The organism is Mucilaginibacter robiniae (assembly GCF_012849215.1).
GTDB classification, from domain to species: domain Bacteria; phylum Bacteroidota; class Bacteroidia; order Sphingobacteriales; family Sphingobacteriaceae; genus Mucilaginibacter; species Mucilaginibacter robiniae.
On the sequence record NZ_CP051682.1, the window covers coordinates 571,649 to 594,772 of the forward strand.

The following is a 23,124-nucleotide window of genomic DNA, read 5'->3' on the forward strand; positions in this document are numbered from 1 at the left end:
TATAATTTATAAATCTTGTATTATCTACCTGAGCTTACTACATCTTTTATTCTTTAACATTACTCATAATCATGGACAAACCTGTTAACCCTAAGCTGCACGGTATTATAGATTATGTGTTTTCCGGTATTCAGCTTATTGCTCCGCCCCTTCTTGGTTTGAATACCGATACCCAACAAAATTATCAAGCATTAGGAACTGGTTTTCTGCTGGCTAGTACTTTGACCAACACTCCTGTAGGACTTAAAAAGTAATCTCTTTTAAAACACATAAAGAAAACAGATGCGGCCTTCTTAATTGGCTTTCACTCCTGACCTTTTTCAAAGGAATCAGGAATAGTAATTGGGCTTTTTGACAACAGCTATCACACACTACGTTCTGACAGGTTATGATGCCCAAGGCTAACTTACTTTTATATTAACTACCATTATATGAAACGTTCTTATCTAAATATTCTAGTATCTAGTATTCTTTGTATCGCTAATGGCTGCGGTGGTAAAAACACATCCTCCTATGTAGATGCAGAAGGAAGCAAAAAAGATGTAAAAAGCAAAATTTTAAATACAGGAGCTGATTTGCTGCAAAATAAAAGTCCACTTAAAGCATTTAGCGCTTACCTAGATGGCTTTCATTTTTATAGTGGTAACCCTCATGCACAAATGGAGGCGCATCATTATGTTTCCCAGCTCAACAACGACGTTTACCAAGCCATTATTTTTGATGGTAACGGATCCGATGCCAAGATTATGGGTATTGAATACATTATCACCGCACGTTTATTTAAAACTCTCCCCAAAGAAGAAAAACTACTTTGGCATAGCCATTATTACGAAGTAAAATCGGGCGAGCTGATTGCGCCTGGGCTGCCGGCAGTTGCCGAACATGAGCTGATGGAGAAACTGGTATCTACCTATGGCAAAACCATTCATACCTGGCATACTGACCAAGACCGTAAACTGCCGATGGGTAGCCCTATGCTGATGATGGGCTTTACTCATGATGGTCAGATCAATAATCAGTTATTAGCTGATCGTGACAAGCGATTTAATGTATCTACCGCAAAAAACAAACAAGACAGGGCAGATATACCTATGCCAAGTGTTGACCCCGATGCCAATGCTTGGGAAAAAGGCGTTATCAGGCAGTTTACCATAACTGACCAAGCTGATTCAGCTTTACATAAACATCAGATGCCGGTAAGTCTTGATAGAAAACATCATTAAGCAACTTGAGCAGATATTTAACTTGTTCAATGTGAAGTGCTCACTTGAAGCTCAATAATTTATTTGAGCTATTTTATCTTAAGAAAATTGTAATCAGAATTGTTTATTAACTTACGTTATGGTCTAGCTATACAGCAAAGGCCATAACGTTGATAAGTAGTTCCCTAATTTAACTTGTAGTAAAATTCATATAAAATTATATTTATAAAGAGCACCAAACCATAGTAAGTACGGTTACTTGTTACTATTTCTATTCAAAATACCGCCATTGCAGGTAAGTGCATAACCCTTCCAGCTCCGGAAAAATAGTAAAAGCATTCACGCCTAGCGTATTCATATCGATCCGTATATCCCAATATCTTTTACACGGTATTTTTACCTTAATCAGCTTTTCTTTATAAGAATCAGTTTCATTCATATAACACTTATCCAACATTTCCTGAGATGATGGTACGCTGAATACCCCCGACTGATTATTAATGCGTTGCTTGATGATGCGCGGACGTACAATTTTAGTTTTAGGTACATCAAAAGGGTGTATAGCTTCTATATTCAACGCAAAATCTTCTTCTTGCGCCATTAATATCCACACTACTGAATAAGGTTGAATTAGAGATTTCTCGGGATCAGCATATCCGGTAGCAAACCAGAGTGCCGTTAAAGCATTGTACGACCAGTCCAGCAAACGAGTAGGCAATCCAAAATGCTGACCAAGGGTTAAATAGTCCCAATCATCCATAGGTTGTTGCTTATCCAACAGCAAAGGGTTGGTGCGTTTAAACTCTTGTAAAAGCAAACGTTCTACATCCAGCAAATTGCCTTTAGCTTTCAGGCGGCATAGTTTAGGTATTAACGGATAATCCGCCATTTGCCCCCTGAATAAGAAATCTTGCTGGTTGCCATTACGTACATTCTCTTCTTTACTCTGCTTAATTAAATTTAAATATTCTTCTATCGTATTTATTTCAACTTCTATCATGAATATCAATCGTGTAAAACTTTCTTAGCATCAAATTTTATTGCTCAAATATTTATTCGGTCTTATACTTAGCTGTTTGTTCTTGTTGTGAATGGCTCGTTTAAGCTTCACTTGTACAAACAACCTTACACAACAAAGCAATTCAGCAAAGCAGAATATATTAGCAGCATTTTTATTAATGGGATTTAGCTTGTTACAAGCTTGAGCAGATATAGTATTGAGTATCGGTAAATAACAGACCCATTATTATAATAAATACCGTTCAGGAACTATACTGTTTTTAAAACAACAATTCTATGCAGCTGAACACACTTTATAAGCTTGTGTACTTCTAGCCGTTTGTCTTACAACTTCCATATTGTTTCTTTGTTAAGATTATAGCAGTGTTTTACTTCTTAACTCCATTCTGATGATTACACGGAAAACATTTCTATCGTGATTAAGCTTATGGATGATGCGTCCGGCATTTGCCAATACTAATAACATCAAACTTATGGAACCCGAACAACTGCATTTCAAAGACGATGACATCATACCTAATAGTAAGTTTCCGGTACTGATTTACAAAAACGCGTTTACTGACAGGCAGAGTGCTGGCGCCGAGTGGCTGGAAAAACACTTTGCGGCTAACAACTGGACTAATTCATGGCGAAATGGCGTATACCCGTTTCATCATTATCACAGCACCTCACACGAGGTACTGGGTGTATATTCGGGCAGTGCCTTACTGCATTTAGGTGGCGAGCAAGGAAAGAAGGTGCAGGTACAAGCAGGTGATATTATTATTATTCCGGCAGGTGTAGGGCATAAAAACCTGGGTAGTGAAGCCTTAGGCATTGTAGGCGCTTATCCTGACGGACGTAAATGGGATGTAAACAAAGGTTTACCAGGCGAGAGGCCAAAAACCGATCAGAACATTGCCCATCTGCCTATTCCAACTACCGATCCATTTTTAGGCAAAGGTGGTGGATTAGTGAAGATATGGGTTTGATACCAGCTAAAGCTTTTTTGATCATTAAATTGATGTACCTGCGAGAGTTGACTTTCTGCCAAGCATACGTCCGGACTCAACCCGATTGCGGTATAATACGAAGCACAAAGTAGCAACAATGCCAATCATTCCTTCAACACATACTGCCATTCTGGGCCCTACTGCGCCGGCTAATAAACCGATTAGTAAGCTACCTACCGGAATCATGCCTTGGTAGGCCATCACAAAGTAGCTAATAGCCCGTGCCCGCATGTGCGATGCGGAATGCGTTTGAATGAAGGTATTGATGGAGGATGTTTGCGCCATCATACCCACGCCGGTGAATGTCATGAACAATAATGCTATAGGCAGCACTTTAGCGTAGGCCAGCAATAATACACTTAAGCTAAATAGCAAGCTGGCTCCAGCCATAATTTTAATAAGCCCTTTACTGCTTTTCAAATAAGCCAAATACACCGCACTAAACACCGAACCCAAACCAGCAGCACTCTCAAACCAGCTAAACGTTTTGGCACTGCCATGAAACAAATCTTTAGCAAAAATGGGCATCAAGGTGTTAAAGGGAATCACAAACAAGCTGCTGATAGTCAGCATTACAATCAGGCTACTGATATCTCGGTCGCTAGCTACGTAATGGAAACCTTCTTTCAGTTCAGTCCAAATATCTTTTTGCGGTCTGTTCACTATGGCTGTATTCAACTTCATCATGAATAAGCAAGTAAGCACGGCAATATAGCTCAAGAAGTTGCTGATAAAACAAAAGTCTTCACCTAATGTACTTAAAATGATGCCGGCTAAAGCAGGTCCGGCTATGCGCGCCATATTGGTCATGGTAGAGTTTAGTGCAATAGCATTCGGCAAATCTTCTTTGTTATCTACCATCTCCACCATTAATGATTGCCGACAGGTTACATCAAAGGCATTAGTAATACCCTGAATAAGGCTTAACAAGATAATACCCGACATATTATAAAACCGGAAGTAGATCATGGCAGCCAGTGCGCCAGCCTGCAACATAGATATTACTTGTGTACCTACTAATACTTTAAAACGGTTATGCCGATCAATATAACTACCCGCATAGGGCGATAAAATAAGTGATGGAATAAGGCTAACAAAGCTAACAATACCCAATAACACAGCCGATCCGGTTAGCTGGTACACCAGCCAGCTTACTGCTGTTTTCTGCATCCAGGTACCAATTAATGATACTGACTGACCATAGAAAAACAGTTTGAAATTACGGTATTTGAGTGAGCGAAAAATATCCATGACTTATATATTTTGAATAGTGCAACGGTTAAATAAATCCACCCTGTTGCTGTAGCTATTTCGTTTTACAAAAATCGGGATTAATTATACATTTGTAAAATAGATTGTTTTAATGATATTGATAGGTAAAAACGATGGATAATGGAGATTAGGCAACTAACTTATTTTGTTAAGGCAGCCGAAATGCTGCACTTTACTGAAGCAGCTGTGGCGGTTTATATTACACAATCTACCCTATCACAACAAATTAAGCTGCTGGAGCAAGAACTTGGTATGCCGCTGTTTGACCGCTTAGGTAAGCAAGTACGCTTAACCGAAGCAGGAAAGACATTTTTGCCACATGCACGCCAAGTGTTGCTTAACGTTGAAAAAGGAAAGCAAGCCATTGCTGATTTAAACAACCTGATTACTGGTGAATTGCGCATAGGCGTTACATATGCTTTTACTTCTTTGATTTTGCCGGTGCTACCTGAATTCACAAAGCGGTTCCCTACCCTGAAAATTAATCTGGAATATGGCGCACCAGAAGAATTAGAACGCAAGCTTAAAGTATCTGAACTGGACCTGATCTTAGCTTTTCATAACCGTACCGACGATGCAGAACTGGATTTGCAGCCTTTATCCAAATCAAACATTGTACTGGTAGTTGCTAAACATAATAAGTTAGCTAAACTGAAAAAGATTAGTTTGAAAGAGATACTAAACCTAAACCTGATTTTACCGGCCAAAGGTTTTAGCTCACGTAACTTTGTGGATGAGTTATTTGAACAACATAAAATTACGCCTTCCATCCGAATGGAACTGAATGATATGCACTCTTTATTATCGTTGGTGCAACATGGCGAGCAGGTAAGTATCATTAATGAAAAAGCCCTGATTGGCTGGAATGAATTGGTAGCCGTACCAATTGCCGGCAATCGGCTGACCCGTCAGTCGTACATTATCTGGCATACCGGCGCTTACCGTAATAAGGCGGCTGTTCTTTTTGCTGAAGAACTACTTAAAATCAGTAATCCCAATTAGGCGAAGCATCATCAGTCAGCAAATCCAATAGTTCGGTTCTGGTAAGTGCATTTACAATAGCACCATTGTTCTTGATAAGCTTGCTAATTAATTCTTTTTTGGTGGATTGCAGTTTTTGCACTTTATCTTCAATCGTGTTTGGGCAGATAAGCCGCACAGCCATGACGTTTTTATGTTGACCAATACGATAGCACCGGTCAATAGCCTGATTTTCTACAGCAGGGTTCCACCAAGGGTCAACCAGGTACACATAATCGGCAGCCGTCAAATTCAACCCAGCCCCCCCAGCCTTTAAACTAATTAAAAATACACGAGTGTTTGAGTTATTTTGAAAATCGTTTACTACTGCTTCCCTGTTCCGAGTGCTGCCAGTTAGGTAAGCAAAGCTGATGTTTCGGGAAACTAACTCCGCTTTTATCAAATCCAGCATATGTACATATTGTGAAAATACCAATATTTTATGCTGTGCTGCTTTAACTTCAATCTGTTCCAGCAACATGTTAATTTTTGATGATTCTTCGCCAGGCAGTTTTTCATCACCCAGCAAAGCCGGCGAATTACAAATTTGTCGTAATCGGGTAAGCCCTTTTAACACATGCATGGAGCTTTGAGGAAGTTGCTCGTTTGTTGTAGCCGAGATAAACTCCCGAAACTCTTTCTCGTAAGCATCGTAAATTTTTCGTTGCTGCAGTTGCATTTCACAATATAATACCATTTCAGTTTTATCTGGCAGTTCATGTGCTACCTCCTGCTTAGTGCGGCGCAGTAAAAAAGGCTGAATGCGTTGTTGCAACTCGGTTGTTCGTTGGTTTACCTTAAACTGGTCAATAGGTGACGAATATATTTCTTTGAAGTATTGCTTTCCACCTAACAAACCCGGACAGGCAAAAGATAACTGGCTAAACAAATCAAAAGTGTTATTCTCCATCGGTGTGCCGGTAATGGCAATTTTATTGCGGGACTGTAAAAGCCTGACTGCCTTATACCGGCTCGATTCGGGGTTTTTAATATTCTGTGATTCGTCTAAAAAAATATAATTGAATTGATAATACTTTAAATAATTTACATCAGACAACAATGTACCATAGGTGGTTAATACAATTTCATGCGCATCAAACTTCGCTATATTGCGGGCACGATCAGGTCCATAAGTTGTAAGTATTTTAATAGAAGGTGCAAACTTTTCTACCTCTGCCTGCCAGTTAAAAATTAACGAAGTTGGTACTACCAGCAAATTCGTATTATGTTTAACCTTGCTGCGTTGCAAAAGTATAAAAGCAATAATCTGGATGGTTTTACCTAATCCCATATCATCAGCCAGGCAACCGCCAAAATTAAAATCATCTAGAAAGTTAAGCCAGCTTAATCCCTGCTGTTGGTAAGGGCGTAGTTGCGCCTGCAAACCAGCCGGCACTGCCACTTCCTGTATGTTTTCAAAGTTGGCGAAACGTTGCTGATAGGTGTCAATTTCATGCCGCACTTCTTCACTTAACATTTCCTGATCATACAATTCAGTTATCAAAGCAAAATTTACTTTGGGTGTAATAAGCGTATCATCCTGCACTTTACCAGCTTCAAAAAAGGCTGAAAAGCGAGTTATCCATTCATCAGGTAAAATACCCTGCGTACCATCATCTAGCTGCACAAACTTGCTTTTATTACGGATGGCTTTATGCAGATGCTTTAAGGAGGCGCGGTGCTTACCAAAATATACTTTCGCTTTGGTGTTAAACCAATCTATTCCACTCAGTACTTTAATACTTATTTTAACTTTATGCGGGTTCAAGCGGTTACCGCTTAGCTCATTAAACCCTAGTATGGTAATGTTCTGATTGCGCCATTCTTCAAAAACATTCAAGAACCAATCAGCATCCAGAAAACGCTTCCGGTGCAAATAAAAATATTGCAGGCTATCATCCAATTGCTCTTCAAAAAGGGGATGTTGTTTAATAAGCAAAGCCATAAACGCCTGCTCGGCGGCTTCATCGCGTCTTACTAAAAACTCTTCGCCTTTATCATCCACTGCATAAATTAAGCGCTGAGTACGAATGGGTATTTCCACTTCGGCATACCGTAGTACAGGCACAATCATAACATATTTACCAAAATCAGATAAGTAGATAATCCGTTCTGGTGTATTATTGAATTGTTGTTCCTGCAGCTGCTCAGGAGTAGCCGGTTTAATGTAGGTATATTGTACCGGCAATCGTTCTTCTAACGGACTTAATATTTTAGCCCTGAACTGCCGGTATTGTGACTGGTGTATTAATAATTCTGCTTTACCTTTAAAAAGCTGTATAAGTCCTAGCATTTGCAGGTTCTCAACCAAGTATAACCTATTATTTAGGTCAATAAAATAAGTGTACCTTAATGGTAGATCACCTAAGTTATATACTTTACCTTCTACAATTAGCGTAGCAATTACCTGATAAAATTGTGCATCTAAATTAACTGATAACGATATATTTTCAGTTGTCTGGTTTAATTGCAAAGGTGATAAAGCCACAGCGGTTATTTTTTCAGAAACATCAAACCGATGTGCATAAATCTCATAATTGAATGGATTGCCGACGATTGCTTTAAGGTGATTTAATATTACTGCCAACGGTTTAGCATCGGTAACTTGCTGGAAATAAGAAACACCTGTTAAAAACTTGATTTCGGAGGCATTAGCATCCGGGCTGATTAAGGTTAAAGGGTTTACTGCAGTTAAGGGATTCTTGATTTTACCTTCTTTCGTAACTGCTGCATCATACAACTCAACCAGCAAATGCTTGTAGTACTTGTGCTGACGTAACACAATGCAACGTGTATAATCGTCGGCTATATCTTGGCTCAGGTTTGCAGGTATATCGTCTGTCGCAAATAATCGCTCGCTCATGTCTTGTAAAGCCCTTGGCGACGCATTTAGAAGAGATGCTTGCTTAGGTAATACGATTAACTGCTGATCGGTGTAGCGTATGGTAAAAAACTGCTCTAAATTAGTTCCATTCTCCAAGCCATAATCAGCAGCTACCTTTTTTAATTTGGTATACCGAAGATCAGCATCAAAAAAGGCTTTCACATCTTCTTTGCGTAATACGAACGATAAAACCTGTACCTGATGTTCACAAAGGCCTTGTTGAGTTTGTTGACATGTACAAGCTAATAGCACTTGCTGGTATTGCCCTTCTACTTTCACTGTGGCAACTACTTGCCTATCTACTATAACGGCAAAGGTACCTTCATCAACAGATAAAGTTTCAGTAATTACATTAGCAGCATGTACACCATCATACAACCAACCAGCACTATGTTGTAACAAAACACCTTCAGTAAGTTGAGCAACCGTGTAATTGATTAATAAATAATGATGTTGAAAGTTGTTTAAACCTGTATAATGCTGTTCCAAACTAAGTGCCTTTTTTAAAGTAATTTGTTGCTATCATATCAATGTAATCAAATACAATTATCAAACTTTTGCTGATAAATGCTGTAGATTAAAAATCTGCTTTTAACAGATAAGCAAACCGTTTTACCTGTTACAAGAGGATTATAAAAATAATTGTAAAGATACACATCATGGAAAATACAAACAGCCCGGTATGGTTTATTACCGGATGCTCAACTGGTTTTGGCAAAGAGTTGGTTAAGTTAGTACTACAAAAAGGCTGGAATGCAGTTATTACCGCTCGCAACACCGACCAAGTAAAAGATTTAGCTGAAGGCTATGAAAAATCTGCTTTGGTTTTACCATTAGATGTAACCAACAAAGAGCAGGTACAATCTGCTGTTGCTAAAGCACAAGAAAAATTTGGTAAGATTGATGTTTTGGTAAACAATGCTGGTTACGGCTATTTTACCAGCATTGAAGAGGGGGAAGAAGATAAAATCAGGGCACAGTTTGAAACCAACTTTTTCGGGCTGGTTAATGTAACACAAGCCGTATTACCTGGTATGCGTGAAAAGCGCAAAGGACATGTTATCAACTTTTCGTCTATTGGTGGCTTGGTGGGCTTTGCTGCAACCGGCTTTTACCATGCCACTAAATTTGCGGTAGAAGGTTTATCTGAATCGCTATCGAAAGAAGTTGGACCATTGGGGATTAAGGTACTACTGATAGAGCCAGGACCATTCCGTACCGATTGGGCAGGCCGATCTACCAGCAGAACAGAAACACAAATAGCAGACTACCAGGAAACAGTAGGTACCCGCATGAAAACCAGCTTAGAAGGCAGCGGCAAACAGAAAGGCGACCCAATTAGAGGTTGTGAAGCTATTATTGAAGCAGTAGAATCTAATTCTCCACAACTTCGTCTAATCTTAGGTAAAATGGCTTATGACTTGGCTTTACAAAAAGTTGATTCTTTAAAAGAGAATTTTACTGCTTGGAAAGACCTAAGTTTAGGTGCCGACTACCCCGAAGCTGAAGCTTAATTTAGTTTACAAAACTCCTTAAAAGAAAGGCCTGAAGTTAATTAACTTTAGGCCTTTCTTTTTATCTGCTAATTGCTTAACCTTATATTTTAATTACCTTTTCGGTTTGTTCCGGATTTCTTAACGAGTCGGCTACTCGTTTTATGAATAAGTAATTGGTAGAACCGCCAATTACAGCACCTACTACTGGCACTAAACGCTCAGCCGTTTTAGAACCAATATTTAAGAGTAGCTTTTCAGCCACTTCTTCCATCAGGTTTTTGCTAATTGCCATTCCGGTATCTACCTTTAATGATGCAGCTACAATTTTAATGAAATCAGCAAATTTGATTTCATACCTACCCGTGTTATAGTAAGAGATAGCCAGTGTAACACGAAATTGTTGGGTAATCAAGTTAATGATATCTAATGGAACACCAATAATCATACTGGTTACACCGCCTATACCGGTTATAGCACCCGAACCAGCTGCCAGTATGGCACATTGTATAATAAACTTATCAATCCCTAGTTCATCTACACCTTTCTTTATACCTAATTGGTCGATACGATTATATATCTGCTGAAATCCGCCTTCCGATAAGTAATGCAAGTTCTTTTTAAACTTGGATTTGAAAGCTTTCAGATTAATTTCTGGTAATTTCAATTTACGCATTTCAGTTATTTAAATAGTTAATTATCACAGTGCTATTTTCATGCCATATATAAAATTATACGCTTGCTTAAATGACAAGCAATAAATGAGCCTTCTAGCTTTATATAGTTGCAGTACTGTTGTTCATTAATCCTGTTCAACACAAACCAAAAAAAACAGAAAACCTTTTAAAATATTCCTAAAAACTTTTTTCTTTTCTTTTTGAACTTTTTATGGGCCCAACCTGGCGGTATTTTGTGCCTTACTACAGGTATAGCTGCTGGAACTGCTTTTTGTAACCTTACTGATGTATCTGGTTTGTAGCTTTTGAGATAAATATAAGGTGAATGGTAAGCCTTGGTTGTAGCTGTATAAGAATTGACAGAAGGCGTTGATACGGAGTTCTTTTTTGCAGATAATACATAAATAAACAACACAATAAACAAAGCCGCCAAGCCCACCAAGCCAATTAATAAACGCTTAGGCAGGTGCACTATACCTTCATTGCGTTCAAACACACCCTTACCCTGATTAAAATGCCCGCCAGCTTCCATGGCAATAGATTGCAAAGCAGAGAGCTGCCGCTGGCTATCTTCCTGTTGTTGCTGAAGTTGGAGGAGTTGTTGTTGTAGTTGCTCGTTTTCGCGTTGCAGTACATCAGCACTCAGCGCCTGCGCTATCGGGCTGGTTTTACCCCAACCCTCGGCTGCTCTTAAGCTACCACTTACTATAGCTTCCTGCAAAGCTACGCCACTGGCATACCTGGCTTCCGGCGCTTTCTCCAAACAACGGTAGATCACTTCTAGCAGCCATTGCGGTACCTGCATCTCCTGCTGACGCTTGCTCTCTCCCCAGCTCTGCGGTAAGCTTTGCGACCGCTTGGCTATAGCATCCGGCACCTGTCCTTCCAAATGCGCCAGCAGCACCTGGTTCCTACTCGTTTCTGCACCGGCTCCCTGAGGCAGAGGAAAAGGTACTTCGCCCGTCAGCAGCTCATACAGGATGACCCCATAACTATATACGTCTGTTTGCAACAGCAGCTGACCCAGCTCATGCTGCTCGGGTGCCATAAACTCAATAGCACCGGCATGCCTTAAGCTGCTTCTACGCTGTTCATCACTCAGCACCGCTAAGCCAAAGTCCAGCAGTACGTAGTTACCACTATGTACATTGTACTTGACATTGTTGCTCTTTAGATCGCCATGCTTGACCCCTACACGGTGACAGTGCGCTAAGGCAGCCGCTAACTGATCAGCTACTTTTAAGATATCCTTCAAGGTAAACAATGGTTCATGCGGCGGTTGCAAGAGCTCGGACAAGTCCGGCCCTTCAATGTACTCCATCTCAATAAAGGGAAATGAGCCGCTCTCGGTTAAGCCCCAGCTCATAATCTTGACGACATGGGGCGAGGGTTGCTCATTCACCTTTTGCAGCTTGGCCACTTCGCTTTGAAAGTTGCGGTAGTTGCGGTCATCCTCGCTCTCGGCATGAATGGGGGTAGGCAGCATCTTAATGGCCGTGTAGATTGTGCCCGTTCTTCTGCCCTTGTACACCGAACCTTGTCCGCCTGTACGCAAGGCACCCAGGTTCTCTAATCCCTCCGTTATCGTAAATACTTTACTCATGAGCAAGCGAATGATAACTAAATTGTAGAACAGCTGATTCACCAACTACAATCTGATCGCCTTCAGCTAAAGGATAACCTATTTCGGTAGAATGTAGCTTTACCAATTCCTCTGTAGCTTCTGCCCGAACCTTCACCTTGTTTCGGGGTGGTACTCCACCTTCATCGGCAAATATCATAAATCGGGCACTATCATTATCCCATTCTATATGGGCGTGCTGCCGGCTTACATATTTATTGGCAGGGTTTGTACTATCAGATGGAAAAGCTATATGATTGGTACGGAAAAAGCCGTCATTCACCTGCGCTTTCTTATCCCGACCAATATTTACTTTGCCGCCTTCTGAGGTAATGGTATATTCTTTTTGAGAAGTTTCACCGCTTAACACACTAATGTAGGCCGTAGCCGTTTGCCTGATAAAATGCTTGTTGGTTTTAATAAAAAATGCAGCATCCAAATTGGGCGCTTTAACTGCTTCAGATGGAAAATCCTGTTCGAAGTTTACATCCAATGTCCAGTTATCCGGCAAAGCCAAAGCATAATCGTCTGCTATTTTTTGTATCTCAGCCTTAAAGGCGTCAGGTTCATCGGCATATACTGCAGCTTCATATACATGCTTTTCGGCTGCATTACCACCTAAATACAAACACAAGCCTTTAATATAACTACCTTCTCCGCCTTCGGCTTTTTGTAATTCTTGTTTAATAAACTGAAGCAATGCGTAACGGATGCCCTTTACATCGGTAGGACGATCAGTCGCGCCGCTTTTAAAAAAGTTAAACATATACGTTTACTTAAATTTTCTTATTTACTCTCTTATGCACACCTACAGCATTTATCAGCTTTTACGCTATTCTATATTTTAGGAGGTAATACTTCTAATATAGCCCTTTTTCAGCAAAAGGGGTACCACGTGCCGTCCTGCTAATTTAACCGCATCTGATGAGCCTTTGGTAGCTTCAATACGAATACATACCACAATATTGCCTTGCCCTGTAGCTTTAGGGGCGAAGAATACATACCAGCCATCATTGATTTGCTGCCTTTTCCATATACGCTCGGGGGTACCTGTTTTACCGGCTACAGCCAGACCCAAAGTTGCCGCTTTAGGCGCACTCTGCTCAATCATGTACTGGCGTATGAGTTGTGCATACTGTGAGTTATTAGCCAAAGTAATGCCGGATTTTACAGGCTGCACAGTTTTGCTCACCTTTAATACATAACGATTATTCATCATGGTACCGTTGTTGGCTACACCCGAAACTAAACGCGCTACGGCAGCCGGCGTGGCAATTAACTCACCCTGCCCCCAAGCCATACCGGATATACCTTTGGCCCGTGTACGCCGAATATTGTTCGGGTTATAAGGTGGCTTAGTGTTAAACTCCGTTTTGCGCCACAGAGCTTTCCATTTTTCTTCTTGCGTCTTATTCTCTGTTTCACGTCCATAATAATAACCACCTACCCCATGCAAAAACATGCCTGTTTTCAGGTACAGGTTCACCATTTCTTCCTGCAAATGCTCTTGATTGGCTATTTTGATAAAGTACACGTTATTAGATTTCACCAAAGCACGCTCTAGGGTAATAACGCCGGTTTCATCAGGCTCCAAGCCTTTAGTACGTATCCGTTCTCCTGCACTGACGGTATAACGCTTATTAGCTGCTTCTAAACCTAGTTTATTGAAAGCAGCCATAGATGTTAATACCTTAGCGGTAGAACCTGGCTGCGAAGCATAGGTAAAGCCTAAGTCTGATGTGGTTATCCAACCCGCTAACTGGTTCTGGTCGGCATAGCTCATGGTAAGCTGCTCCCAGTTGTGTACGGGTGGTAAAGGATACATGGCCGAAGTTAATACATCACCGGTATTCGCTTCCATAACCACCACCGATACCCGGTTATCAGCCAGTGAAGTGTCTGTAGCCAATGAGTTTTGAATACTGGTTTGCAGACCGGCATCTATGGTTAATTGCACATCACGATTTCGATTGCGGAAAGCTTCTACCTGCGGACTATTAATACCAGCCAACAACAAAGGTGCCAAGGCGCTGTAATCTTTTTTCACTACCGTCATCTCCTTAACGCCACGTGACAGAAATCGGTTTTCACGATAACGATTAGCAGTTACGTTATAGCTGGTTGTTGGCAGTTCAAAGCCTCTTAACTCGGCAGCATGCTCGTATTCGGCAAAGTAACCATTGTTACTGCCGTTGAATACGCCGGTATTGGCATCCCCTATCCAAAAGAAAGTTTGTTCTTCAAAAGGATAATAGCGGTCTAACCGCTTATGCACAGCCGAATCAATATTGTACCTGCCTACACCTGCGGCAGCCAGTTTTGCCCTTTGCTGACGAATGATTTGCGGCTTGCTGGTAGCGAGCAAAGTACCGGTACGATCGTATAAATTACCCGCCTGCAAGCGGTTCATCAATATAGCAATACGCGGGTTATAACTGAACATACGCGCACCACTTTTATCGGCTACTAAAGAGGGTTGCACTACCCATTTTTTGTTGTTGAACAAATAGCGGGATACATTAACTGTTAGCAATATCAAGCCTACACATGCTGCCATTAACGCAGGCACTAAGTTTTTATCCTGTTGTTTGGAAATATAACCCATTTGTACCGGAGTACCTTTCACCAGTGATGCCGACAGTAAAAATCCCGAAGCCAATAAATTGGCTACTAACGATGACCCACCATAGCTCTGGAAAGGTAATGATACTCCTGATAAAGGTAAAGCACCAGTAGACCCGCCTGCAATTAATAAAAACTGCACAAATGTAGATATACCTACACCCGCACATAGGTAAAACAAGAACGGCGTACCCGTTCGTCGACCGATGAGGATAGAACGATGCAGATAAACGAGGAACAACAAGAAGATACAGACAATACCTGTCCAGCCAAACTCTTCCCCCATAGAGGGCAATATCATGTCGGTATGTGCTTCCGGAATGGTTTTGGCAAAGCCTTCGCCTATACCCTGGCCTGACACGCCGCCGCTGGCCATAGCCCATAGGCCGTTAGCTACTTGGTCGCCTCCATAAACTTCATTGTTCCAAGCATCTTGCCAGATAGCTTTACGATCAATCAAACGTTGTACCGGGCCAGGAAAAGCTTTATCCAGATATGGAATTTGATCGATAGTTAAAAAGGCAGCCATAATGACCAGCACCATTACAGCCGATTCACTCAACTGCCGACGTTGCACCATCATGAGTAAGGCTACCAGTGCAGCAGTAATTATTACTGACAACCAGACGTTCTTAAACGCCCAAGATACCAACACATAAATAACCACAGCAGCGGCCATAAAGCCAAAATCGCCACGCGAAAAGGAGAACAAGGCTATAAAGGTAAAACAAACCACCATAGCTGGACCCAAATCGCCCAGTAATAAAAACAACATCAGGGTAGCTAATATAGCTATGAGCGCAAACGAAAAAAACGACCATCGTTTGGTCCAAGTAGCATACTCACTAATCAATTTTTCATTAATAGCGAAAAAGCCAGCCAGAAACAGAATAATCAAATACTTTACAATTTCGCTGGGTTGAAAGCCAAACAGGTTTACCTTAACGCCGCTACCCTCCGGCCCTGTACCAAACTTAATGGTTAAGGCCAGCAATGTAATAGCCAACGCTACCCAAGGCCAGCCATTAGCAGCACCCGGACGATTTTTGAAAACCAGCATTCGGTATATAGGTGAATCAACCGTAAAACGGCGCATATTGATAAGCAGCATACCAATCATCACAGTCCATCCTATACCCAAGTAAACCAACATATCTTTAGCCAAAAAGCGATCGCGTAAAGGGTCTTGTAAACTTAACAGGGTTAGGAAAGACAAACCGGTAAGTATCATAACAACCGGTAGTATCAACTGATCGGCATTGCTGAACTTCCAAGATAACAGGATATGTATAATGAAGAAACCGGCAAAAAAGCCACCTACAATCATCCAGAACCAATGGTTAAACTCCTGGGGCGTTCGTACAATTAAAGATTTCTCTTTTTTAAGGATATTAAAGTCACGTGTGGAAAATAGCCGGATGGTATGGGGTGCCTGGTGAAAAGTAAACTGAACATCTTCATCCAAACGTTCTACCCCCTGCGATGTACCAAACTGAAAGCCGGGTTGCAACGGCAATACTTTAAAAGCTTTGTCATCGGGTAAGTTTTTAAACTCATAATGTCCGTTAGCATCGGTGCGGGTATAAGCAGTTAACTCCTGTAAGTGGCGCTTGCCGGCACTATCAGGCAAGTAAGTTTTGGTAAAGTCATTATCTTTTTCAGTACTAATTTTTAAGTCTTCTGTAGGTTCGTCGTTAGTAATACTATCTTGGGGTAAAATCAAATCTAACCGCATCAGTACGCCGGCAACAGGTTGCTCATCTTTATTGATTACTGTTCCCTGAATGCTATGTGTACCTAAACTTAAATCAGTAGCATTAGGTACTTGGGGCGGATTGTTCTTCTCTTGCTGAAAACGTAAAGAATCAGCACCTGTGTAACCCAGCAAAGAACGTGAGGCATTTACCCTATTTTTAAAAGATTTGCCCCCTTGCGCGAAGGCATCATCAGCTACAATATTGTATTTGCGTTTGTTCAGCTCGCCTATGTTATCAATCTTTTCGCCGGTGTTGATGCTCTGCGCAACAGTAGCTTCAATCAGGTCAACATCGCGTTTATCTTCAAAATAATAACCTTTTTCCAGTACTTCTCTTAACCGAGCTGCCGGATTTTTTGCATTCAGGTTCACCATAGTTCCTTCATGCAAACGCTTATCCACATCCGCAAAGCGAAGCTGCAATACGGTATATAGCCGATAAAAGAACAGCGCAAGAATTAGGGTAATCAGTAATAAAAACAAACGTTCCTGCCAACGGCTGGCAGGTTGAGGTTTATCGGCTTCCATGTGATGTGTTAGGAGTTTTAACTAAAGAATCGGCTTTGAAAGACACAGCCGGCAAATTGGCTGTAATGGTTTTATTGCTGGTAAAGTTGTAAACATTTTGTACAGGTTGCTTACAATTTATAAACTGAACATTTTTCAAGAACAAGGATGTATTGTTTAATGCAATAGCTGCCTCAAAATCCTGAAAGTGCAAGTTATCCAGCACAATATTTTTGCACTTGGCATTCAGCTGTATGGCTGGCCCCGTATAGGCAGAATCACGTTTTAATATTATGTTTCCTTTAGCTTTAATGTACAAGCTATCTTTTTGAACATGCAAGGTATCGCTAATTACAACAGGTTGTTTAAAAACAGTATCAGACAGCACCAGCGTATCGCCAGTTGCTTTATCAATTAAATCCTGCAATTTAAGTTCCTGAGCATTACGTACTTTTTTGGCCGAAACAGCAGCAGTTTGATTCGCTACAAGTTGCGACGATGGCCTCTGCAAAAACAACCACACTGCGGCTCCCAGAAAGACCAAACACAGTATGCCTAAAGTTATAGTAAGCCCATTACCTTTCTTTTCGGTATGTGTAGGTAAAGTATTAGCAACAACATGAGCCGGTTCCTGCGGAGCAGGTGATGATACATCATTGACTAAATCTTCTTTTTTTTTAACAGCAGCAACGGGCATAACGGCTTCAGGCTGTTGCGGTACTTTTTGATTTTGCACCAGCACCACCGTAATATTATCACGACCACCATTATGATTAGCGGCATCTACTAACTGAGTTGCTTTTTTAGATAGAGGTGCGGCTTGGGTAAGTATAGCGGTAATTTCGTTCTTATCTACCAAATCGGATAAACCGTCACTGCACAGCAGCAGCATGTCGCCCGGTAAAAAAGGCGACTGACCAGTTTCTATATAGTCATCATCCGTAAGGATGCGGGTATCAAAACCCAGTGCCTTGTTGATTTCATTCCGCTTAGGGTGACTCATAGCTGCTGACTCAGACAACCGCCCTGAATCTTCCAGAAAACCAACAAAGGAGTGATCTTTAGAAATCTTAACTAAAGAACTATCACGTAACAAATACAAACGAGTATCACCTACATGGGCGTAATAAAATTGGTTATTTTCAACATCTGCCAGCACTACTGTAGCTACGCAGGCCATGCTATCCAATTCTTTCTCTTGTTGCTTGCGGAGATATATACGCTGGCTAGCCTTACGAATGGACTGCACCATAGCTGGCAACAGCTCACCTGTTACAGCATCCAGGCTTTCCAGCAATTGCTCGCGGGCCAGGGCAGCCGCTACTTCACCGCCATGATAGCCACCTACGCCATCAATTACAGAAGCCAGTAAAAAATGATTGTTACTTACAGGTTGAGCAATAAACGTATCTTCATTGTTATCCCGCACTTTGCCCGTGTCGGTTATACCAAAAATATTTTCAGCCATTACGTTTACCAGAATTTTTAATGTCTATAAAATGCGTAACCAGCAAACCTGCCACCATCACGAGTAATGCTATTGATAAAACATGCGACATGATATTTACGATTTAAAAAGATTTAAGCCTACAATGCCATTCAGCAACATGCGCGAGTTTACCGGCAGTTCAACCCATACTGGTGCATTAGGTTCACTACGGGTTACCAGCACTTCGTTCAGGGTGGTTACTTCGCCGAAAGAAGCCACATAAAACTTATTATCAGCTTGGCTGAAACGTATTTTCAGGTGTGGTACATTCAGCCAATCGGAAGGTATTTTAAAAATATCATCTTCCTCACGCGTTTCCTCACTGCCCGATACAGTAATTTCCTCTTTCTTCATAAGGTATTCCACCTTTTTACCGGCAAACATGGGGTTAGGAATGATAGTTTCTAAACGTGCTAAAACGGATTGTTCTGCTTTAGCAATGCTTTTCTCATCGTAAGTCAGATTGTCTTCATACGGTATTTCGAAGTAACCTTCACTGTAATAGGTAAACCCTTTCAGCACTTCAGGGTTTACATCAAAGGTTTGTGCAATACCAGTTTGGCGGGGAATGAAAGTTACCCTTAGGTTCTCTTCTTTCTGATTATTATCGGGCAATAATTTGCCAATAAAGCCTTTATCCCCTCGGGCATAATCAGGATGGGATACAATACGAAACACCCATTTGGAGCCCGAAGGCTCTACCCTTTTACCTGCTGCCCGGTACTCCCTGAGTATATCATAAAACTTTTTAACCGTTTCCTGCACAATCAGGCCAATAATGCCCTGCTTGTTTTCATTAAATTCTTTATAGTCATCGGCATTAAAGCTAACAATGAACTCGTGATAAAATACAATTCGCCCGGCAAATGATAACTCACCAATAGATTCTTTAAACTTTTCAACTATGTAGTTATAAATTGTATCGGGAGTAAGTGCCTGCGTAGGGGTAAGCTTCTCGGTAGCCTCGTTAGTTAAAAACCAATCCTGCAAACCAATGCGCTGCCAGAAATTAGGTTTAGATTCCATCTGAAATATTTTAGCGTTATGCCTTATTGGTGTAAACCGAAACAGGAAAACTGTTACGGATGTTTGCTGTAATAGCAAATGCAGTGCCTTGTTAATCACATTGTTGGTGATAATCAAGGCACTGCATTACATAGGTTCTTCGGGTTTTACAGTAGTATCCGGTTTTAAATTGTCGATACTATCTTTTGCAGCTGCTTTTTTAGCCTCTGCTTTCCGTTGCGCACTAATCGTGCTATCAATAGACTTTCGCACACTATCAGCAACTTGTTTCTTACGGGTGGTGTTAACACTATCCGTCATCGGAACATAGTTCCCTTCCTGAACCTGATTATCGGTATTGGATGGTGTAGTTTGTGTGGTATCAGGCATATTCTCGCTTTCTACCGGTTGAGCTGTCCGCTTAAAGAAAGCAGAATATACACTAAAGCCCATAAACAGCACCAACAAAGTCACCATTATAATAAACAAAGGTTTGGATAAGGATACTTTAGATTCATCCTCCACTCCTTCGCTTAGCGGCCGGTTATATTGCTCTTCCTGAAGTTGGAGGAGTTGTTGTTGCAGTTGCTCGTTTTCGCGTTGCAGTACATCAGCACTCAGCGCCTGCGCTATCGGGCTGGTTTTACCCCAACCCTCGGCTGCTCTTAAGCTACCACTTACTATAGCTTCCTGCAAAGCTACGCCACTGGCATACCTGGCTTCCGGCGCTTTCTCCAAACAACGGTAGATCACTTCTAGCAGCCATTGCGGTACCTGCATCTCCTGCTGACGCTTGCTCTCTCCCCAGCTCTGCGGTAAGCTTTGCGACCGCTTGGCTATAGCATCCGGCACCTGTCCTTCCAAATGCGCCAGCAGCACCTGGTTCCTACTCGTTTCTGCACCGGCTCCCTGAGGCAGAGGAAAAGGTACTTCGCCCGTCAGCAGCTCATACAGGATGACCCCATAACTATATACGTCTGTTTGCAACAGCAGCTGACCCAGCTCATGCTGCTCGGGTGCCATAAACTCAATAGCACCGGCATGCCTTAAGCTGCTTCTACGCTGTTCATCACTCAGCACCGCTAAGCCAAAGTCCAGCAGTACGTAGTTACCACTATGTACATTGTACTTGACATTGTTGCTCTTTAGATCGCCATGCTTGACCCCTACACGGTGACAGTGCGCTAAAGCAGCCGCTAGCTGATCGGCAATTTTCAAGATCTCCTTTAAGGTAAACAATGGTTCATGCGGCGCTTGCAAGAGCTCCGAGAGGTCCGGCCCTTCAATGTACTCCATTTCGATAAAAGGAAAAGAGCCGCTCTCAGTTAAGCCCCAGCTCATAATCTTGACGACATGGGGTGAGGGCTGCTCATTAACCTTTTGCAGCTTGGCTACTTCGCTTTGAAAGTTGCGGTAGTTGCGGTCATCCTCACTCTCGGCATGAATGGGGGTAGGCAGCATCTTAATGGCGGTGTAGATCGTGCCTGTTCTTCTGCCCTTGTACACTGAGCCTTGTCCGCCTGTACGCAAGGCACCCAGGTTCTCTAACCCCTCCGTTATCGTAAATACTTTACTCATTTAAATTTCTTATCAAATAATAGCCGGTTTTCCAGACTACAGCATTCGGCACCTATCAAGTACATTACACGTAATGGGCCTGCTTTGTTGTATGCACATTAACAGATTATAAAGTTAATATGCATAAATATCTATGTATCTACAAGGTAAAATACCTGTTTAATTTTTAGCATCAATAAATTAGTAGAGATCAAATACCTGCTATCTGATTCTACACTTTATATTTTATTTATCTTCTCCGGCAGTGAGATCATAAATTTCCCTGATGCCTTTTAAAACCTGATTAAAATCAATATTCAGGTCTATAATTTTTCCATTATGGAGATCAAATACCCAGCCATGTACCTGCGGATAGCCATCAGCTGCCACGCCCAGTTGTACAGCTGCAATTTTGATCACATTAATGCACTGCTCTTCTACATTCAGTTCCACCAGCCGGTCATAGCGTTTCTGCTCATCAGTTATGGCATTCAGCTCTGACTTATGTAAACGATAAATATCACGAATATTGCGTAGCCATGGGTTCAATATACCCATATCAGCTGGCGTCATGGCTGCTTTTACACCGCCACAGTTGTAATGGCCACATACAATAATATGCTTTACCTTCAGGTACTCTACTGCATATTGTATTACCGACATGGCATTCAAATCAACACTATTAACCAAGTTAGCCACATTGCGATGCACAAAAACTTCGCCGGGCCCTAACCCCATCAGTTCTTCTGCTGTTACACGACTATCGCTACAACCAATATATAAATACTCAGGGTTTTGCTCGCGGGCCAGTTCCTTAAAAAAATCTTTATTGTTGCCTGTTTTCTGCGCAATCCACTTGCGGTTATTTTCAAAAAGTTCTTCGTATGATGCCATAATATGTTCAATTATTATCAAGCCTGTAATTTGGCCAGATTATATCAGTTAACAATTCATTTCTTTAATCAGCTCATAAATTTATTAAATAGCCATCATCAGTTAAGCCGAATATTTTACAAACTTATTTCAATTAAATTGACCGGAGCAAAATCATCGTGAAAGGCTGTGTTTATTAATTACTAGTTAAACATTAAAGCAGTAGATGTTGTTATTGAACTATACATTTAAAACAACATAATCATGTCAAATCAGAAGTATACGCTGATTACCGGCGCTACCAGCGGTATAGGACTTGAGCTAACCAAACTGTTCGCCCAAGATAAATATAATTTAGTTTTGGTAGCCCGCGGCCAGGATGAACTGGAAAAAATGGCTACTGACTTGAAATCACAATATGGAGTTGAAGTAACTACGATTGCTAAAGATCTGTTTAAAAGAGAAAGTCCGTTTGAGGTATATCAAGAAGTAAAAGATAAAGGTATTGCCATTAACGTACTGGTTAACGATGCCGGACAAGGCCAATATGGTGCATTTACCGAAACTGATGTAAACAGGGAACTGGATATTATACAACTGAACGTTGGGGCTTATGTAGTGCTCACCAAATGCTTTTTGAAAGAAATGGTAGCCCGCAATGAAGGTAAAATCCTGAACGTATCTTCTATAGGTGGTGAAATGCCAGGTCCGCTGCAATCTGTTTACCATGCCACAAAGGCCTTTGTTACTTCATTTAGCGAAGCCGTAAACAATGAAATTAAAGATACTCAAGTTAGCATTACTTTGTTAGAGCCCGGTGTAACTAATACCGACTTTTTCCATAAAGCATCTCAAGAAGAAGCCAAAGGTGTAAAAGAAGGTAGCAAAGCTGATCCGGCTGAAGTAGCTAAAGATGGGTTTGAGGGTTTAATGGCCGGTAAAGATAAAGTGATATCAGGCTTTAAAAATAAAGCCATGGTAGCCGCCAGCCAAGTAGTACCCGACAGCATGGTAGCTGAAAACATGCACAAAATGATGGAGCCTACCAACAAAAACGAAGAGTAATCAATTAATTAGCTGATGGTATTTGCAATCAGCTAATTAATTTTAACTAAAAAGGGTTGTTTTTTGATC

At 41.3% G+C, this 23,124-nt stretch carries 17 protein-coding genes; 6 read left to right on the top strand and 11 right to left on the bottom strand.

Features of this window, described 5'->3' with window-relative positions; translation table 11 throughout:
- Positions 1–71: 71 nt before the first annotated feature.
- Together HH214_RS02680 and HH214_RS02685 are read left to right on the top strand one after the other, a co-directional pair.
- Positions 72–254, top strand: coding sequence for a hypothetical protein (locus HH214_RS02680; protein ID WP_169605877.1), 183 nt, complete (start codon positions 72–74; stop codon positions 252–254).
- A 177-nt stretch (positions 255–431) separates the two neighbouring features.
- Positions 432–1,223 (top strand): OBAP family protein, encoded by a 792-nt coding sequence (locus HH214_RS02685; RefSeq protein WP_169605878.1) that lies wholly within the window; start codon positions 432–434, stop codon positions 1,221–1,223.
- Positions 1,224–1,473: 250 nt separating this feature from the next.
- Here HH214_RS02685 and HH214_RS02690 read toward each other — a convergent pair whose 3' ends face one another.
- Positions 1,474–2,202, bottom strand: a complete 729-nt coding sequence (locus HH214_RS02690; RefSeq protein ID WP_169605879.1) for an FRG domain-containing protein — start codon at positions 2,200–2,202, stop codon at positions 1,474–1,476.
- Positions 2,203–2,695: 493 nt separating this feature from the next.
- On the opposite strand from HH214_RS02690, the gene HH214_RS02695 reads away from it, so the two are divergent.
- A complete protein-coding gene (locus tag HH214_RS02695) occupies positions 2,696–3,193 on the top strand; it encodes a cupin domain-containing protein (protein ID WP_169605880.1) in 498 nt (165 codons plus the stop codon).
- A 24-nt stretch (positions 3,194–3,217) separates the two neighbouring features.
- Here HH214_RS02695 and HH214_RS02700 read toward each other — a convergent pair whose 3' ends face one another.
- On the bottom strand, positions 3,218–4,465 hold the full coding sequence (locus HH214_RS02700) for an MFS transporter (RefSeq protein ID WP_169605881.1): 1,248 nt from the start codon (positions 4,463–4,465) through the stop codon (positions 3,218–3,220).
- A 141-nt stretch (positions 4,466–4,606) separates the two neighbouring features.
- Between HH214_RS02700 and HH214_RS02705 the strand changes: the two genes are divergently transcribed.
- Positions 4,607–5,488, top strand: coding sequence for a LysR substrate-binding domain-containing protein (locus HH214_RS02705; protein WP_169605882.1), 882 nt, complete (start codon positions 4,607–4,609; stop codon positions 5,486–5,488).
- Here HH214_RS02705 and HH214_RS02710 read toward each other — a convergent pair.
- On the bottom strand, positions 5,472–8,879 hold the full coding sequence (locus HH214_RS02710; protein ID WP_169605883.1) for a DEAD/DEAH box helicase: 3,408 nt from the start codon (positions 8,877–8,879) through the stop codon (positions 5,472–5,474). The genes HH214_RS02705 and HH214_RS02710 overlap by 17 nt on opposite strands.
- Positions 8,880–9,049: 170 nt before the next feature.
- Here HH214_RS02710 and HH214_RS02715 point away from each other — a divergent pair, with 170 nt between their 5' ends.
- Positions 9,050–9,904, top strand: a complete 855-nt coding sequence (locus HH214_RS02715) for an oxidoreductase (RefSeq protein ID WP_169605884.1) — start codon at positions 9,050–9,052, stop codon at positions 9,902–9,904.
- An 82-nt stretch (positions 9,905–9,986) separates the two neighbouring features.
- Here HH214_RS02715 and HH214_RS02720 read toward each other — a convergent pair whose 3' ends face one another.
- From HH214_RS02720 to HH214_RS02755, 8 genes are all read right to left on the bottom strand, one after another.
- Positions 9,987–10,559: an EcsC family protein gene (locus tag HH214_RS02720; RefSeq protein WP_248282188.1), complete on the bottom strand. Its 573-nt coding sequence runs from the start codon at positions 10,557–10,559 to the stop codon at positions 9,987–9,989.
- Between the two features lie 167 nt (positions 10,560–10,726).
- Positions 10,727–12,163: a serine/threonine protein kinase gene (locus HH214_RS02725; RefSeq protein WP_169605885.1), complete on the bottom strand. Its 1,437-nt coding sequence runs from the start codon at positions 12,161–12,163 to the stop codon at positions 10,727–10,729.
- On the bottom strand, positions 12,156–12,947 hold the full coding sequence (locus HH214_RS02730) for an FHA domain-containing protein (RefSeq protein ID WP_169605886.1): 792 nt from the start codon (positions 12,945–12,947) through the stop codon (positions 12,156–12,158). Before HH214_RS02730 ends, HH214_RS02725 begins: the two co-directional genes overlap by 8 nt.
- A gap of 78 nt (positions 12,948–13,025) precedes the next feature.
- Positions 13,026–17,087, bottom strand: coding sequence for an FtsW/RodA/SpoVE family cell cycle protein (locus HH214_RS02735; protein ID WP_169605887.1), 4,062 nt, complete (start codon positions 17,085–17,087; stop codon positions 13,026–13,028).
- Positions 17,074–18,534 (bottom strand): PP2C family protein-serine/threonine phosphatase, encoded by a 1,461-nt coding sequence (locus HH214_RS02740; RefSeq protein WP_169605888.1) that lies wholly within the window; start codon positions 18,532–18,534, stop codon positions 17,074–17,076. Before HH214_RS02740 ends, HH214_RS02735 begins: the two co-directional genes overlap by 14 nt.
- A 96-nt stretch (positions 18,535–18,630) precedes the next feature.
- Positions 18,631–19,581 (bottom strand): hypothetical protein, encoded by a 951-nt coding sequence (locus tag HH214_RS02745; protein ID WP_169605889.1) that lies wholly within the window; start codon positions 19,579–19,581, stop codon positions 18,631–18,633.
- Positions 19,582–19,707: 126 nt separating this feature from the next.
- Complete coding sequence (locus HH214_RS02750) at positions 19,708–21,138, bottom strand: serine/threonine protein kinase (RefSeq protein ID WP_169605890.1); 1,431 nt, start codon at positions 21,136–21,138, stop codon at positions 19,708–19,710.
- A 225-nt stretch (positions 21,139–21,363) separates the two neighbouring features.
- Positions 21,364–22,011, bottom strand: a complete 648-nt coding sequence (locus tag HH214_RS02755; protein WP_169605891.1) for a carbonic anhydrase — start codon at positions 22,009–22,011, stop codon at positions 21,364–21,366.
- 243 nt (positions 22,012–22,254) lie between these two features.
- Between HH214_RS02755 and HH214_RS02760 the strand changes: the two genes are divergently transcribed.
- Entirely contained in the window at positions 22,255–23,055 is an 801-nt protein-coding gene (locus HH214_RS02760) for an SDR family NAD(P)-dependent oxidoreductase (RefSeq protein ID WP_169605892.1), read from the top strand.
- Positions 23,056–23,124: the final 69 nt, after the last annotated feature.